Here is a 15,474-nt window from a genome sequence, read left to right as displayed (position 1 = left end):
AGAAGGGCTCACCGTCGGGCCACGCCGTCGCGTCGGGCGGCCTCCGCGACGGCCTCGGCGACGGCCGGGGCGACACGCGGGTCGAGCGGCGACGGCACAATCGCGTCAGCGGTCAGCGACTCGGCCACCACGCCGGCGATGGCGTCGGCGGCGGCGACCTTCATCCCCTCGGTGATCCGGGTGGCCCGCGCGTCCAACGCGCCCCGGAACACCCCGGGGAACGCCAGCACGTTGTTGATCTGGTTGGGATAGTCGCTGCGACCGGTGGCGACCACCGCGACGTGCCGGGCGGCCACCTCGGGGTGCACCTCCGGAGTCGGGTTGGCCAGCGCGAACACGATGCCGCCGGGCGCCATGCCGGCGACGGCGGCCTCCGGGATCTGCCCGCCGGACACGCCGATCAGCACGTCGGCGTCGCGCAGCGCCTCGGTGATGTCGCCCTGGCGGCCGTCGGCGTTGGTGCTCGCCGCCAACTCGGCCTTGCCACCGGTCAGCTCGGTGCGGTGCGGGCCGATGATCCCCTTCGAGTCGCAGACCACCACCTGGTCGGGGTTGACGCCTCCGGCGATGAGCATCTTCGTCACCGCCACACCCGCCGCGCCCGCGCCGCTCACCGCGACCCGCAGGTCACCGAGCTTGCGATTGAGCAGGGTGGCGGCGTTGCGCAGCGCGGCGAGCACCACGATCGCGGTGCCGTGCTGGTCGTCGTGGAAGACCGGGATGTCCAACGCCTCGTCGAGTCGCCGCTCGATCTCGAAGCAGCGCGGCGCGCTGATGTCCTCCAGATTGATGCCGCCGAACGAGGGGGCCAGCGCCCGCACCACCGCGACGATCTCGTCCACGTCCTGGGTGTCCAGACAGATCGGCACCGCGTCCACCCCCGCGAACTGCTTGAACAGCACCGCCTTGCCCTCCATCACCGGCAGCGCGGCGCGCGGTCCGATGTTGCCGAGCCCCAGCACCGCCGAGCCGTCGGTGACCACCGCGACCGCATGCGACGCCCAGGTGTACTCGTCGGCCAGGTCGGGATCGGCGGCGATCGCCTCGCACACCCGGGCCACCCCCGGGGTGTACGCGAGGGAGAGGTCCTCGCGGCTGGTGAGCGGCACCGTCGACGCGACGGCCATCTTGCCGCCGACGTGCAGTTGGAAGACGGGATCAGCGGGGTCCACGACGGACGAAGACATGGCGGTGACTCCAGGATCTGTCGAGCAGATGTGAGGCGGCGGGCCCGGCCGCGAGGTGGGCGGCGAGCAATGGCACGCGGCGCGGGGGGTCACCCGGGCACTTTCCGAGCATAGTGTCGCCACTGCCCCCCGGATGTGAGCAGGGTCATATCTCGCGACGAGGCACCCGTCCGGGGCGCGGCCAGTAGCGGACCACCACCCGACCCCGTACGTCCGCCACGCCGTACGCCCGGGAGTCGTCGGTGATCAGGTCGTTGTCGCCGCGTAGCCACCAGCCACCGTCCTGCGGCCGGACCGCACGCTTGACGACCAGCAGTTCCGGCCGCGTCCGGAAGACCGCGACCACCACGTCACCGGCTCGGATCGGACGTCCCCCCGAGCGGACCAGCACCGCGTCGCCGTGCCGCAGCGTCGGCGCCATGGACGGGCCGATCACCGTGACCGCCGTCAGCGGGCCGCGCAGGCGGGGCGCCTCACCCGGGTGATCGGCGCGCACTGGTTTCACCTCCACCCGGTTCGGGGAGCATTCTCAGGAGTAATGTCGCCTTTGATCATCGCAAACTTCCCATGGAGGATCCCGATGCGACTTCCACGCATCCTTGCGCCCCGCGTCACCGCGAGCGCTCACTGCGACCTGCCGTGCGGCGTCTACGACCCGGCCCAGGCCCGGATCGAGGCCGAGTCGGTCAAAATGATCTGCGAGAAGTACCAGGCGAACACGGACCCGGAGTTCCGCACCCGGGCGGTCATCATCAAGGAGCAGCGCGCCGAGCTGGTCAAGCACCACCTGTGGGTGCTCTGGACCGACTACTTCAAGGCGCCGCACTTCGAGAAGTACCCGAACCTGCACACCCTGTTCAACGAGGCCACCAAGCTCGCCGGCGCCAGCGGCGTCAAGGGCAGCCTCGACCCGGCCACCGCCGACCAACTCCTCGCGAAGATCGACGAGATCGCGAAGATCTTCTGGGAGACCAAGAAGGCGTGACCAACCCCGTCACCCCGACGATCCGGCCGGTACGTCCCCAGGACGTGCCGGCCGTCGTTGCCATGGTGCACGAGTTGGCGGAGTACGAACGCGCCCCCGATGAGTGTCACCTCACCGAGGACCAGCTCACCTCGGCGCTGTTCGCGACTGCGCCAGCGCTCTTCGGTCACGTCGCTGTCGACGAGCGCGACGAGGCGGTCGGCTTCGCCCTGTGGTTCCTCAACTTCTCCACCTGGGCCGGCGTGCACGGCATCTACCTGGAGGACCTGTACGTCTCCCCGGCCGCCCGGGGCACCGGCGCGGGTCGCCTGCTGCTCGCCACGCTTGCCGACATCTGCGTACGACGGGGATACCGGCGGCTGGAGTGGTGGATGATCGAGTGGAATCCGGCCGCCGGCTTCTACGCCTCGATCGGCGCGGAGCAGATGAGCGAGTGGGTCCCGTACCGGCTCAGCGGAGACGCCCTGCGGGCTCTCGCCGCCCGAGCGGAGGCCGCCGACACGCACCCGGGCGACTGACCGGGTAGAGTCCCCGACCGGGGGGATGAGCGTGACTCAACTGACCGGCCAGCCAGCGACCGACGACGACGTGGTGCACCTCACGGTGCCCGCCGACGGCGGTTACCTCGGCGTGCTTCGTACCGCCACCGCCGGCCTCGCGGCCCGGCTGCAGTTCGCGCTCGACGAGATCGAGGATCTACGGATCGCGGTCGACGAGGCGTGCGCCATGTTGCTCGCCATCGCCACCCGGGACGCCGAGTTGGAGTGTCGGTTCTCCGTCACCAACGACGCGCTGACCGTCGAGGTGACCGTGCCGACCGTCCGCGGTGCCACGCTGCCGGCCGAGTCGTCCTTCGCCTGGAAGGTGCTGACCGCGCTGACGACGTCGGCGTCCGCCACGGCCGCCGACGGCCGGGCGACGATCTCGTTGCTGACCCGCCGCTCCGGCGGCTACTGACCGACGGGACCCGCGTCGAGGCGCGCCGACCCGGGCGGTGCCGCACGCTCGCGCTGAGCGCGCTCCGCCGGGCAGGGCCGCACGCCATGTCACGTACGCCGGTCGGGGTTACTCGAAGCCGAGCGCCCTCGTCGTGGGCGGGCTGACGAGCAGCCAGCCGACGCCCAGGCCGAGCGCCATCAGCGGTACGCCCAGCCACCCCAGGCCGGCCTGGATCATGAACCAGCCGATCGGCAGCAGCATCAGCTGGAGGACGATCGCCGGGGCGCGTGCGCCGGCACGACGCCGCAGCAGCGCGCGGCCCAACGCCCAGAGGGCGACGGCCGCCCCGACGGCGAACGCGGTCACCAGCAACGCCGACGCGAGGTCGGTGGTGGTGGCGGTCAGGTCCGCCCAGACCAACCAGACCGCGATCAGCCCGACGGCGACCGCCTCCGCCCACAGCAGCCGCACCGCCCAGCGAAGGGTGACGGGAATCGGGGCCGAGTCGATGGTCACGCGCGCCACGATACCCGTGCTACCGAGAGGTAAAGTGCCGCCCATGCGGGCCGTCCTGGTGGTCAATCCGAAGGCCACCACCACCAGCGAACGCAGTCGGGACGTGCTTGTCCGCGCGCTGCGCAGCGAAGTCGACCTCAGTGTGCGCTACACCCGTCGCCGGGGGCACGCCATGGCGCTGGCCCGGGAGGCCGCCGCCGAGGGCGTCGACCTCGTCGTCACCCTGGGCGGTGACGGCACCGTGAACGAGGTGGTGAACGGCCTGATGACGGCCGAACCGCCGGCCGGTGTCCAGGGCGCGTCGATGGCGGAGCGGCTGCCCGCGCTGGCCACGGTTCCGGGCGGGTCGACGAACGTGTTCGCCCGCGCGCTGGGTCTGCCCCGGGAATGGCCGGACGCGACCAGCATGATCCTGGAAGGGCTGCGCCTGCGCCGGCAGCGCACGGTCGGGCTGGGCCGCGCGGACGACCGCTACTTCACCTTCTGCGCGGGGTTCGGCCTGGACGCCGCCGTGATCCACCGGGTGGAGCAGGCCCGCCGCAAGGGGCGCGTCTCCACTCCCGGGCTCTACTTCCGCTCGATCATGGGCCAGTACTTCTTCGCCTCGGACCGACGGCATCCCGCGATCAGCCTGGAGCGGCCGGGTGAGGCGTCGGAGGGCGAGCTGGCCACCGTCATCATCCAGAACACCGCGCCGTGGACCTATCTGGGTGACCGGGAGGTCAACCCGAACCCGGAGGCGTCGTTCGACCTCGGCCTCGACGTGCTGGCGCTGCGTCAGCTCCGGGTGGCTAGCACAACACGGACAGTGACTCAATTCATGTCCCGGCAGCCAGATCCGAACGGTCGTCAGGTGTTGCGGCTCCATGACACTGCGGAGTTCACCCTGCTCTCCAGCCGTCCGCAGGCGTTCCAGCTCGACGGCGACTATCTTGGCGAGCGGGAGAAAGTCAGATTCACCTCCATTCCGGCCGCACTCAGAGTAATCTGCTAGGTCTCGGGTACTGCCCTTGGTCGACGCGGCGCCGCAACCGCACCGGCAGGCACCGCCACACCGAGGGGCAGGTGCCGGAAATGTCAGCAATGTCACGCGGACTGTACTATATTGATCCTCGACTGTGGCACGGCGGGTAACCAGGAAGGCACTGGAACCCGGACAAATGGGTTGTGGGCTTGCTCACCGCGCGGAGTTTTTCCGAGCGTCACCCTTGACATCACGAGCGTTCGTGAAAGTATTCACAAGCGAACTTGAGTTACCGGGACATTGCCTGGATATGCTCGTCAGGTTGAGCTGTTCCAGCAGGTCCCCGGGGGCTAACTGCCTGCTCACGCACTGCCGAATGGTCAGACGCAAACGGTCACCATCGGCACTGCGGATGCATATAGGAAAAGAACTGCCCGCAATAAATTGCCACCCATCCAGAATGAGGAGTGTTGCCGCCATGGACTGGCGTCACCATGCTGTCTGCCGCGACGAGGACCCGGAGCTGTTCTTCCCGATTGGGACGTCCGGACCGGCTCTCCTTCAGGTCGAGCAGGCCAAGGCCGTCTGCCGGCGCTGCTCCGTCACCGACCAGTGCCTCCAGTGGGCGCTCGAGTCGGGTCAGGACGCCGGCGTCTGGGGCGGGATGAGCGAGGAGGAACGGCGCGCTGTCAAGCGGCGCGGCGGCCTCCGGGTGCTGCGCGCTCACTCCGCCTGATCCCCCAACGACACAGCAGTACGCCCCGGCAGGTCCGCCTGCCGGGGCGTACTGCTGTCCGGAACTGTGTCGGTCGCACGAGCGGTCAGGCCGCCACGTCGACCCGGTGCAGCACCAGTTCGGCCAACTCGGGCGCATCCGTCAACGGGGCCGCCACCGCCACGGCACCGGCCGCCCGCGCGGACTCGGTCACCGCGTCGTGGAACAGGCCCGGCGCGAGGAAGTACGCGGCCACCGCCACCCGGCGCGCCCCAGCCGCCCGCAGGCGGGCAACGGCCACACCGGTCCCCGGCGGGGCCGCCGAGGCGTACGACACCCGGCAGGGCACCCCGAACTCGACGCCGAGCGCGTCCGCCACCCGGCCCACCGAACCCCGCGCACGCGCGTCACGGGTGCCCGCGGCGGCCAACACCAGCGCGTCGAAGCGACCCGGGGCGACCTCGCCGAGCCGACGGCGCAGCCCCGCCAGCAACGCTGGTGCCACCGTCCCGTCCGCAGGGCCCAACACGTCTGTCACCCGTACCGTCAGCGTTGGTCCAGCCGTCGTCGCGGCCGCGACCGCGGCAGGGATGTCCACCCGGTGGTGGTAGGCGGCGGTCAGCAGCAGCGGCACCACCACCGCACGCCGATGCCCGGCCTCGGCCAGCGTGCTCAGCACCTCGGTCGGCCCCGGCTCGGTGTGGTCCAGCCAACTCGCCCACACCGCGAGCCCCGGCCGGGCCGCCGACACCGCCCGAGCCAGCGCCCGGGTGGCCTCGGCGGCTCGCGGATCACGGCTGCCGTGGGCGACCAGCACCACCGGGTCCGCCCCGCCGGCCGCATCCGGGCCGGTCGGGGTCGTCGACGACGCGGTCAGACGTGCAGCCCGCACTCGGTCTTCTCGAACATGGCCCACCGGCCGGCCCGCGGGTCCTCGCCGGCCTTGGTACGGCGCGTGCACGGCCAGCAACCGATCGAGCCGTACCCCTGCTTGAACAGCTCGTTGACCGGCACGTTCCAGCGGGCGATGTAGGCGTCCACGTCCCCCTGCGACCAGGCCGCGATCGGGTTGACCTTGACCTTGCCGCGCCGGTTGTCGAACGTCACCACCGGTGTGTTGGCCCGGGTCGGCGACTCGTCCCGGCGCAGTCCGGCGGCCCAGGCGTCATACCCGGACAGGGCCCGCTCCAACGGCTCCACCTTGCGCAACTGGCAGCAGTCGTCCGGTGATTTGTTGAACAGTCGCGGACCGTACTGGCCGTCCTGCTGCCCCACGGTGAGCCGGGGTCGGATCGACCGGACGTTCACCGGGAGCGTACGGGCGACCTCGTCGCGTACGCGGAGCGTCTCGGGGAAGTGCAGACCGGTGTCGAGGAAGACCACGTCCACTCCCGGGGCGACCCGGGACACCAGGTGGGCCAGGACGGCGTCGGCCATCGAGCTGGTGACGCAGAAGCGGTCACCGAAGGTCTGCGCCGCCCACCGGGCGATCTCCAGGGCGGGGGCGCCCTCCAGGTCCCGAGCAGCCTGCTCGGCCAGCGTGCGCAGCTCGTCCGGGCTGCGCCCGGCCGGAGCGGTCGACGTCTGCGCGCCCGGACCGACCAGGCGCAGGCTTGCGGCGGACACGAGACTCATCGGGTCACCGCCTGCGAGAGCAGCCCGGTGAACTTCACCGCGAAGACCCGGGCGCAGGCGTGGCACTCCCAGGCGCCGTGACCCGCCTCGTGCGGCCGCAGGTCCTCCTCGCCGCAGTACGGGCAGTAGAGGGGTGCCGCTCGGTTCTCGCTGCTCATCGCAGTTCCTCCTCGTCGACTCTGATCACCCAGTTGGCGAACGTCTCGCCCTCGCTGCGCCCGGCCAAGTAGCGAAGGGCCAGCCGTTCCACGTACTCCGGAAGCTCGTCGGCGGTGGTCTTGAGGCCGCGCAGCTTGCGGCCGAAACCGGCGGTCTGCCCCTGCGCCATGCCCAGCCCGCCACCCAGGTGCACCTGGAAACCCTCCACCTGCCGGCCGTCCGGGCCGACCACCAGCTGACCCTTGAGGCCGATGTCGGCGACCTGGGTGCGGGCGCAGGCGTTCGGGCAGCCGTTGATGTGGATCGAGATGTCCGCGTCGAAGTCGCGCAGCCGCTGCTCCAGGCGAGCCACCAGCTCCTCGCCCCGGGCTTTGGTCTCGACGATGGCGAGCTTGCAGTACTCGATGCCGGTGCACGCCATGGTGCCGCGCCGCCAAGCCGACGGCCGGGCCTCCAGGCCGATCCCGCGCAGCGCGTCGACGAGCGACTCCGTCCGCTCCGACGGCACGTCGAGCACCAGCAGCTTCTGGTACGGGGTGAGCCGCACCCGGTCGCTGCCGTGCGCCTCGACCACGTCGGCCAGCTGGGCGAGCTGCCCACCGGAGACCCGCCCGACCACCGGGGCCGCCCCGACGTAGTGCCGCCCGTCGGCCTGCTCGTGCACGCCCACGTGGTCGATCGGCTTCGCCGGCAGCTCCGGTGCGGGACCGTCGAGCAGCGTACGACCCAGATAGTCCTTCTCCAGGACCTCGCGGAAACGCTCCACGCCCCAGTCGGCCACCAGGAACTTCAGCCGGGCCCGGTTACGCAGCCGGCGGTAGCCGTAGTCGCGGAAGATGCCGACCACACCGGCCCACACGTCGGGGATCTCGGCCAGCGGCACCCAGACGCCGAGCCGCTGGGCCAGCATCGGGTTGGTGGAGAGCCCGCCGCCGACCCAGAGGTCGAAGCCGGGGCCGTGCTCGGGGTGGTCGACGCCGAGGAGGGCGATGTCGTTCGACTCGTACGGCGTGTCGACAAGCCAGGAGATGGAGGTCTTGAACTTGCGGGGCAGGTTGGAGAACTGCTTGTCGCCCACGTACCGGGCGACGATCTCGTCGATCGCCGGAGTCGGGTCGAGCAGTTCGTCGCGGGCCACCCCGGCGACCGGGCTGCCCAGCACGATGCGCGGGCAGTCGCCGCACGCCTCGGTGGTCTGCAGGCCTACCGACTCGAGGCGACGCCAGATCTCCGGCATGTCCTCGACCCGGATCCAGTGGTACTGGATGTTCTGCCGGTCGGTGATGTCGGCGGTGTCCCGGGCGAACTCCCGGGAGATGTCCGCGATGACGCGCAGCTGGGCCAGGCTGAGCTGCCCCCCGTCGATACGGACCCGGAGCATGAAGAACTCGTCCTCCAGCTCGTGCGGCTCCAGCACGGCGGTGCGCCCACCGTCGATGCCCGCCTTGCGCTGGGTGTAGAGGCCCCACCAGCGGAACCGGCCGCGCAGGTCCTGCGGGTCGATGGAGGCGAAGCCGCGGTGCGCGTAGATGTTCTCGATGCGGGCCCGAACGTTGAGCGGGTCGTCATCTTTCTTGATCCGCTCGTTGGGGTTGAGCGGCTCGCGGTGACCGAGCGCCCACTGACCCTCGCCCCGGGGTCGGCGCGGCGGCCGGGCGGGCCGGGCCGTCGGGTCCTCGGACCGGGCCGGGATGCTGCTGACCGCCATCGCGGCGTCCTCCGTTGTCTGCTGTGCCTCGGGGCACGCGCGGGGCGCGGCGGCCGGCCCGCCGAAGCGGGCGGGACAACGGTGTCTTCAGACAGCCGGCGCGGAGCGCGCCCGAGACAGATTGATCGGGCGTCGTCAGTAGGCCGGACAGATCGCGCTGCGCACGCGGCCGTAGTCGACGTGGCGGCGTGCCACGAAGCGGCGGACGACAGCGGCGGTCATGCGCCCATGCTGCCACACCCCATGGGAACCGGCCAATGTACACGTGCCGCATCCCACATCACGGGCCGGCCCACCACTGTCGCGGGCCACCCCCGGGCGAGGGTACGTCCGTGGCAGGCTCGGACCGTGGGCGGATTGTCCGGGAAGGCGATCGGGGTGGTTCGGGGCGGGCCGGTCTGGCTTCTCCCGGCGCTGCTGACCCTGGCGGTGACGCTGACCGGGATCGACTCGGCGCAGCTCTGGCGCGACGAGTTGGCCACCTGGAGCGCGGCCACCCGCTCACCGGGCGAACTGGCTCGACTGGCCGGCACCATCGACAGCGCCACCGGCCCGTACTACCTGCTCATGCACGTCTGGACCGCACTCGCCGGGGACTCCACGACCGCCCTGCGGGTACCGGCGGCGTTGGCGATGACCGTCGCCGCGGGGCTGCTCGCCGTGCTCGGGGCGCAGCTCGTCGACCGGCGCGGCGGCCTCTTCGCCGGGCTGCTGTTCGCGGTGCTGCCCAGCACCTCCCGGTACGGCCAGGAGGCTCGCCCGTACGCCCTGGCCACCGCGCTCGCGGTGCTCGCCACGCTGCTGCTGGTGACCGCGCTGCGCCGACCGGGATGGGGCCGCTGGACCGGATACGCCGCAGCCGTGGCCGCGCTCGGGCTCACGCACCTGATCGCGCTCACCCTGCTGGCCGCGCACGCGGTGGTCGTGCTGATCTGCTGGTGGCGAGGGCCCACCGCGGCCGGCATCGCCACTCCGGCCGGGCCCACCGTCCGGGACCGGCGGGTGTGGGGCTGGGCGCTCGCGCTGACGCCGGCCGTGCTGGTGGTGACCCCGCTGCTGCTGCGTGCCCGCGCGCAGCGGTCCGAGCAGCTGAACTGGGTCGACCCGGCCCGGCTGGACGACCTGAGCGCGCTGCCCGGCGGCGTGGCCCAGAGCAGCGTGGTCGGCGGCCTGCTGGTCGGGGTCGCCGCGCTCGGCGCGGCCCGGCTCGGACGGCGTGCCCTGCTGCCGCTGAGCGCCGTGCTGCTGCCGGTCCTGCTGCTCTTCGCGGCCGGCGCGGTCGTACCGCTGTGGGTGCCCCGCTACCTGGTGTTCGTCGTGCCGTTCGCCTGCCTGCTGGCCGGCGCGGCGCTGGCGTCGGTGACCGCGCCGGCCGCGCTGACCGTGGTGGTCCTCGCCGGACTCCTCGGCCTGCCCGACCAGGCCGCGCTACGCCGGACCCACGAGTGGCCGCGCAGCGCACCGGTGGACTACGCGGGCGCCGCCCGGGTGATCGCCGACGGCCAGCGGCCGGGCGACGCCGTGGTCTACTCCCCCCGGCGCAGTTGGCTCTTCCTCGACCTGGGCACCGCGTACCACCTCGACAAGCCCCCACGCGACGTGCTGGTCACCGAGGACGAGGTCGCTCGGGGCGACCTGTGGGCCGCCGAGTGCCCGCAGCCGGCACAGTGTCTGACCGGTACGACGCGCGTGTGGCTCGTCGTCGCCGGCCGGCAGGCCGAGCCGCTGGCCGGCGTGCAGGGCGCCAAGGGTGACGCGCTGCGCGCCGGGTTCACCGTCGCCCAGGTCTGGCAGCGCCCCGGCCTGACCGTAGCCCTGCTGACCAGCCGCTGACCGCCACGCCACCGGTCCACGCGGCCTCGGCTGACGACCTGATCGTCCGGCATTCGGGCCCACCTCGACGAGGCTGATGCCTCTGAGTCATCTTGATGACTCAGAGGCATCACGCTCATTCTGGTATCCGCTCCCCGGAAGGGGTCGCCGGCAGCGGGCGGCTCAGCCCTGCGCGCGGCCGTCGTGCGTGCTGCGGGCCAGCGGAACGACAAGCAGCGCCTCGGTGCCACCGTTGGCGCCCGCCCGCAGTTCGATGGTGCCGCGCAACTCGCCCGTGACCAGGGCCCGGACGATCTGGAGGCCGAGCCGGCTGCCACGTTCGGCGTCGAACTCGGGCGGTAGCCCGCGCCCGTTGTCGGTCACCGACACGTGCAGCATCTTGCGGAACCGGTGCGCCGAGACCACCACCTCGGGCCGCAACGACGGATCGATGTCACCAGCGGCAGCCGGCACCATGCCCGAGGCGGTGGGCGCGGCTGGCTCCTCCGCCTCGTCCGCCGATGGGAAGCCGTGCTCGACGGCGTTGAGCAGCAGTTCGTTGAGGACCATCACCAGCGACGTGGCGATCTCGGCCGGCAGTACGCCGAAGCTGCCCTGACGGCGCATGCCGACGCTCACCTCGGTCGCCGCGACCTCGGTCGCCGCGCTGGCCACCCGGTCGACGATGCCGTCGAACTCGACCGCCTCGTCGCTGGACATCGACAACGTCTCGTGCACGAGGGCGATCGAGGCGACCCGGCGGACGGACTCCTCCAGGGCGACCCGGGCCTCCGGCATGGCCACCCGGCGAGCCTGCAACCGCAGCAGCGCGGCCACGGTCTGGAGGTTGTTCTTCACCCGGTGGTGGATCTCCCGAATCGTGGCGTCCTTGGTGATCAGAGCCCGATCACGGCGCCGGACCTCGGTGATGTCGCGCACCAGCACCAGCGCGCCGATCGGCACACCGGCGGGCATCAGCGGCAGCGCCCGGGTGAGCATGGTCGCGCCGCGCGCGTCGATCTCCCGGCGGGGCGGTGCCTCGCCGCGCAGCGCGGCCAGGATGCCGTTCGCCGCCTCGGTGCCGTCCAGCGGATCGCCGGCCAGCCGGCGGTGCAGCGCGGCCAGGTCCTCCCCCACCAGGTGCGAGGCGTAGCCCAACCGCCGGTACGCGGACTGCGCGTTCGGGCTCGCGTAGGTGACCTTCCCGCCGGCGTCCAACCGCACCAGGCCGTCGCCGACGCGGGGTGCGGAGGTGGTCTCACCCGGGTGCCGGGTCGGCGGGAAGGTGCCGTCGGCGATCATCTGGGCCAGGTCGTCGGCCGTGGTCAGGTAGTTGAGTTCGAGCTGGCTTGGTGTACGCGCGGTGGAGAGGTTGGTGTCCCGACCGACCACGGCGATCACCTCGCCGGCCTCGCCGTCGGCGGTGCGCAGCCGCACCGGGATCGCCTCGTGCCGGGCCGGTACGTCGCCGTACCAGACCGGGTCGCCCTCGCGCCAGATCCGCCCCTGGGAGTAGGCGACCCCCAGATGGGCCACCTCCGAGCCGCCGATGATCCGGCCCACCTGGTCGTCCTGGTACGCGGTGGGCGCGGTCGTCGGGCGGACCTGGGCGACGCAGAGGAACGTCCCTTCGGCGTCCACCGGCACCCAGAGCAGCAGGTCGGCGAAGGACAGATCGGAGAGCAACTGCCAGTCACCGGCGATCCGGTGCAGATGGTCGATGTCGGCCGGACGGAGGTGGGTGTGCTCCTCGGCGAGGTCGCGCAGCGTGGACACGGTGACCAGGGTGCCACGCCGCGCCACGTCTCACATCGTCGCGGTGACCTTCTTCAGGCCGCGCGGCGCGTCCGGGTCCTCACCACGGGTCAGTGCCAACGCCAGCGCCAGGCGCTGCAACGGCAGGATGTCCAGCAGCGGGGCGTACCGCTCGTCGACCTCGGGGACGGCGAGCCGCGCGGTGCCCGGCACGTCGGCGGAGCCGACCACCACCACGTCGGCGCGGCGTTCGCCGAGGCGGGGCAGCACCTCGCCCATCGACCGGCCGCCGGGGCCGGAGCCGACGACGGCGAGAACCGGGACCTCCGGATCGGTCATCGCGAGCGGGCCGTGCAGCAGGTCGGCGCCGGAGAAGGCGAGCGCCGGCAGGTACGAGGTCTCCATCAGCTTCAGCGCGGCCTCGCGGGCGGTCGGGTAGGCGTACCCCCGGCCGGTGGTGACGAGTTGGCGGGCGAAGCGGTAACGCGGCGCGAGCTGGGCCGGGGTGTCGTCGGCCAGGGTTTGGGCGGCCAGGTCGGGCAGCGCGGCGAGCGCCTCCCGCTCGGCTGCCGGGAGGACGCCGTCGCCGGCCCGGATTCCCTCCACCAGCATCAGCAGGGCGAGCAGTTCGGCGGTGTACGTCTTGGTCGCCGCCACCGCGCGCTCGTGCCCGGCGGCGATGTCGATGCTCAGCTCGGCCGTCTCGGCCAGCGGGGAGCCGGGGGCGTTGGTCACCGCGAGGGTGAGCGCGCCGGAGGCCCGCGCGGCGCGCAGCACCTCGGCCAGGTCGGGTGAGCCACCGCTCTGGCTGACCCCGACGACGAGCGCGTCGGACAGGTCGGGGCGTGCACCGAACAGGGTGACCACGCTCGGCGACGCGAGCCCGGCGGGCAGGCCGAGCCGAATCTCGGTCAGATACGCCCCGTAGAGGGCGGCGTGGTCGGACGTTCCTCGGGCGGTGAAGACGACGTGCCGAGGTCGACGCTCGGCCACGGCCGCGGCCACCTGGGCGATCGCCGCCGCGTTGGCGCTGTCCAGCAGGCGCGCGTAACCGGCCGGCTGCTCGTCGATGTCGGCGGCCATTCCGGACCCAGCGGTTGTCACGGACACTCCCCTCGTGCGCGATTGCCGCGCGTTTCCTGCTCAGTCTTGCACTCTTCTGCGGGAGGGAGCAATTATTCGAGCAGCAGTGCGCAGTTGATCACTTGATCATCTCAACATCAACTACGCTGGCCCGGCCGAACAGCGACGACGAGAGGACACCGTGCCCGAGGGAAGGGACAACCCCGCGCTCTCCGCGACGGAGGAGTTGGCCCTGGCCCGTCTGGCACTGGGCGAGGGTGACCTCCACCACGCCGCCCGTCATGTCGCCGGCGCGCTCGCACGGGCGCCCACCCTGCCCGAGGTGCACGAGACGCTGGCCCGCCTCGCCGCGGCCGACAGCGGCGGACTGGACCTCTTTCCGATCAACCACCACACCTTCGTGGGCGCGGTCGTCGCCCGCGCCCATCTGCTGGCCGCCGCCGGCCGCCCCGCCGAGGGTCTGGAACTGCTCGCCGCGGCAACCAGCCACGCGCCCGGCACCGAGTGGGCCGGCGTGCCGTGGGTGACCGCCCCCGAACTGGCCGAACGGCTGGAGCCGGACCACCTCGCCCGCGTTCTCATGCAGGTCTGCGCGGCGTTGGGCGACCCGGTGCCGCGCGCTGGCCGGGCCGCGCTGACGCCGTACCTCACGCTCGCCCGCAACGCCGTCACCGTCCATCCCGACAACGGGATGCTGCTGGGCGCGGCGTCCGCGCTGGCCCGGCGTCTCGGCGAGGTCGCGCTGGCGATCCGCTGGGCCAGCCGAGGGGTACGCTGCCAGCCCTCGAAGATGGGCGAGGTCTGGCTCGGGTACGCGTACCGCAGCGCGGGCCGGACCCGTGACGCCCTCGCGGCCCTGTACCGGGCCGTCGACCGGGACCCCGACGACCTGGCCATCTACGCCGACATCGCGGGCACCCTCGCCGACACGGGCCGGCTCGACGACGCGCTGGAGTGGACCGAGCGGGCGCTGGCCCGCGACCCGACGTTCGACTGCGCGGTGCACACGGCTCACCGCCTGCGGCACCTGCGCGACGGCGACGTGTCCCACCTCGTCGCGCTCGCCGACTTCATCCGTGATCACCCGGACGACAGTCACGAGCACGGCGATCTGGCCCAGTGCTGCCGTGGACGACCCTGGCTCGGGCAACTGACGCCGGCCGGCGGTCCCCTGGTGGACGCGCTCCGACAGGCGGTCGTCGATGACGACAACGGCGTCGGCCACGTCGTACGCCTCGCGGTTGCGGCCCCACCGAGCGCCGTACGGACGGCGACGTCCGTGGCACCCGGGCTGCGGATCGAGGTCGAGGGCTCGGTCGGGCCGGACCCGCACGAGCCTCGGCGCGCGTCCGCGCGGCGGCTCTGGACCTTCGCGGGTCACGTGCCGACGCCGACCCTTCCCGCGCCCTCGGCGGCGGCGGTCGAGCGGATCGGCCAGGTGGCCCAGCCGGCGTGGCCGCACCCGCCGGCCGCCTACGACGCGGCCGTGGGCCTGGCCGGGCTCGACGTGGACGACCTACTCGGGCTGCTGGTCCATCCGCCCGCCCCGCCGGCCAACGCGCTGGGCCGACTGCTGGCCGCCCAGGACCCGTCGATCTGGGTTCGCGGGGTGCAGGTGTGGGCCTGTCTGGGACTGTTGCACCAGCGCACCGACGAGCCCTGGGACGGCTCGATGAGACGGCAGGTGCTGCTGGACCTGGTCTGGGGTGTGGAGGACTGGATCACCGAAGCGGCGCTGTTCGCCCTGGTCACCGCCGCCTGGGTGGACCCCGCCGTGCGGCCGGACGTGGCCCGGGTGGTGTCGGAGCGGTTGGCCGACGCGGCGGAGGTGGCCCAGACGCGGCCGGTGCCGATCGCGATCTCGCTGGCCCACCTCGCGCTGGCCGCCCCTGCCGTCGACCCGACCACCGTGGCGCTGGCCAACCGGATGCTCGGCGAGCGGACCCCCCGACTTCCCCGCCCCCGCAACCCGTTACGCCGCCTCTGGCAGCGCCTGACTCACCGACGCTGAATCCC

Annotated in this window: 16 protein-coding genes; 7 read left to right on the top strand and 9 right to left on the bottom strand. The window is 72.4% G+C overall.

What is annotated here, in order from left to right:
- Window positions 1-8: 8 nt before the first annotated feature.
- Together ABZU91_RS10965 and ABZU91_RS10960 are read right to left on the bottom strand one after the other, a co-directional pair.
- Window positions 9-1,187 carry an NADP-dependent malic enzyme gene (locus tag ABZU91_RS10965; protein ID WP_355237291.1) on the bottom strand — a complete coding sequence of 393 codons (1,179 nt, stop codon included), beginning with the start codon at window positions 1,185-1,187 and terminating at the stop codon, window positions 9-11.
- A gap of 145 nt (window positions 1,188-1,332) precedes the next feature.
- Window positions 1,333-1,683: a S26 family signal peptidase gene (locus tag ABZU91_RS10960; protein WP_355237289.1), complete on the bottom strand. Its 351-nt coding sequence runs from the start codon at window positions 1,681-1,683 to the stop codon at window positions 1,333-1,335.
- An 84-nt stretch (window positions 1,684-1,767) separates the two neighbouring features.
- On the opposite strand from ABZU91_RS10960, the gene sodN reads away from it, so the two are divergent.
- The 3 genes from sodN to ABZU91_RS10945 are packed head-to-tail and all read left to right on the top strand — an operon-like array spanning window position 1,768 to window position 3,129.
- Window positions 1,768-2,172 carry a superoxide dismutase, Ni gene (gene sodN, locus ABZU91_RS10955; protein ID WP_355050524.1) on the top strand — a complete coding sequence of 135 codons (405 nt, stop codon included), beginning with the start codon at window positions 1,768-1,770 and terminating at the stop codon, window positions 2,170-2,172.
- Window positions 2,169-2,690 (top strand): GNAT family N-acetyltransferase, encoded by a 522-nt coding sequence (locus ABZU91_RS10950; RefSeq protein WP_355237286.1) that lies wholly within the window; start codon window positions 2,169-2,171, stop codon window positions 2,688-2,690. Before sodN ends, ABZU91_RS10950 begins: the two co-directional genes overlap by 4 nt.
- 31 nt (window positions 2,691-2,721) lie before the next feature.
- The gene (locus ABZU91_RS10945; RefSeq protein ID WP_355237623.1) at window positions 2,722-3,129 is read left to right on the top strand and encodes an ATP-binding protein; all 408 of its coding nucleotides are present in this window, start codon (window positions 2,722-2,724) and stop codon (window positions 3,127-3,129) included.
- Window positions 3,130-3,237: 108 nt separating this feature from the next.
- On the opposite strand, the gene ABZU91_RS10940 is transcribed toward ABZU91_RS10945, so the two are convergent.
- Window positions 3,238-3,627: a hypothetical protein gene (locus tag ABZU91_RS10940; protein WP_355237283.1), complete on the bottom strand. Its 390-nt coding sequence runs from the start codon at window positions 3,625-3,627 to the stop codon at window positions 3,238-3,240.
- A gap of 43 nt (window positions 3,628-3,670) precedes the next feature.
- Here ABZU91_RS10940 and ABZU91_RS10935 point away from each other — a divergent pair, with 43 nt between their 5' ends.
- Window positions 3,671-4,621 carry a diacylglycerol kinase family protein gene (locus tag ABZU91_RS10935; protein ID WP_355237280.1) on the top strand — a complete coding sequence of 317 codons (951 nt, stop codon included), beginning with the start codon at window positions 3,671-3,673 and terminating at the stop codon, window positions 4,619-4,621.
- Window positions 4,622-5,069: 448 nt separating this feature from the next.
- Window positions 5,070-5,327, top strand: a complete 258-nt coding sequence (locus ABZU91_RS10930) for a WhiB family transcriptional regulator (RefSeq protein ID WP_007072794.1) — start codon at window positions 5,070-5,072, stop codon at window positions 5,325-5,327.
- A gap of 85 nt (window positions 5,328-5,412) precedes the next feature.
- Here the strand turns inward: ABZU91_RS10930 and ABZU91_RS10925 are convergent, their stop codons facing one another.
- Genes ABZU91_RS10925 through ABZU91_RS10910 form a run of 4 tightly spaced genes read right to left on the bottom strand, consistent with a single transcriptional unit; the run spans window position 5,413 to window position 8,808 of the window.
- The gene (locus tag ABZU91_RS10925) at window positions 5,413-6,183 is read right to left on the bottom strand and encodes a CbiX/SirB N-terminal domain-containing protein (RefSeq protein ID WP_355237620.1); all 771 of its coding nucleotides are present in this window, start codon (window positions 6,181-6,183) and stop codon (window positions 5,413-5,415) included.
- Window positions 6,180-6,941, bottom strand: coding sequence for a phosphoadenylyl-sulfate reductase (locus ABZU91_RS10920; RefSeq protein WP_355237276.1), 762 nt, complete (start codon window positions 6,939-6,941; stop codon window positions 6,180-6,182). Before ABZU91_RS10920 ends, ABZU91_RS10925 begins: the two co-directional genes overlap by 4 nt.
- A complete protein-coding gene (locus ABZU91_RS10915; RefSeq protein WP_355237273.1) occupies window positions 6,938-7,099 on the bottom strand; it encodes a hypothetical protein in 162 nt (53 codons plus the stop codon). The genes ABZU91_RS10920 and ABZU91_RS10915 overlap by 4 nt, the downstream gene beginning before the upstream one ends.
- Window positions 7,096-8,808 (bottom strand): nitrite/sulfite reductase, encoded by a 1,713-nt coding sequence (locus tag ABZU91_RS10910; protein WP_355237270.1) that lies wholly within the window; start codon window positions 8,806-8,808, stop codon window positions 7,096-7,098. Before ABZU91_RS10910 ends, ABZU91_RS10915 begins: the two co-directional genes overlap by 4 nt.
- Before the next feature lie 348 nt (window positions 8,809-9,156).
- Here ABZU91_RS10910 and ABZU91_RS10905 point away from each other — a divergent pair, with 348 nt between their 5' ends.
- Window positions 9,157-10,641, top strand: coding sequence for a glycosyltransferase family 39 protein (locus tag ABZU91_RS10905; protein ID WP_355237267.1), 1,485 nt, complete (start codon window positions 9,157-9,159; stop codon window positions 10,639-10,641).
- A gap of 162 nt (window positions 10,642-10,803) precedes the next feature.
- Here the strand turns inward: ABZU91_RS10905 and ABZU91_RS10900 are convergent, their stop codons facing one another.
- On the bottom strand, window positions 10,804-12,396 hold the full coding sequence (locus ABZU91_RS10900; RefSeq protein WP_355237618.1) for a histidine kinase N-terminal domain-containing protein: 1,593 nt from the start codon (window positions 12,394-12,396) through the stop codon (window positions 10,804-10,806).
- A 30-nt stretch (window positions 12,397-12,426) separates the two neighbouring features.
- On the bottom strand, window positions 12,427-13,458 hold the full coding sequence (locus tag ABZU91_RS10895; RefSeq protein ID WP_355237615.1) for an SIS domain-containing protein: 1,032 nt from the start codon (window positions 13,456-13,458) through the stop codon (window positions 12,427-12,429).
- A gap of 181 nt (window positions 13,459-13,639) precedes the next feature.
- Between ABZU91_RS10895 and ABZU91_RS10890 the strand changes: the two genes are divergently transcribed.
- A complete protein-coding gene (locus ABZU91_RS10890) occupies window positions 13,640-15,469 on the top strand; it encodes a tetratricopeptide repeat protein (protein ID WP_355237264.1) in 1,830 nt (609 codons plus the stop codon).
- Window positions 15,470-15,474 lie beyond the last annotated feature (5 nt).

This window comes from Micromonospora sp. NPDC005174 (assembly GCF_040608495.1).
GTDB lineage: Bacteria > Actinomycetota > Actinomycetes > Mycobacteriales > Micromonosporaceae > Micromonospora.
The sequence above is the reverse complement of the archived record's forward strand: the minus strand, read 5'-3'. Positions and strand labels throughout refer to the sequence as shown.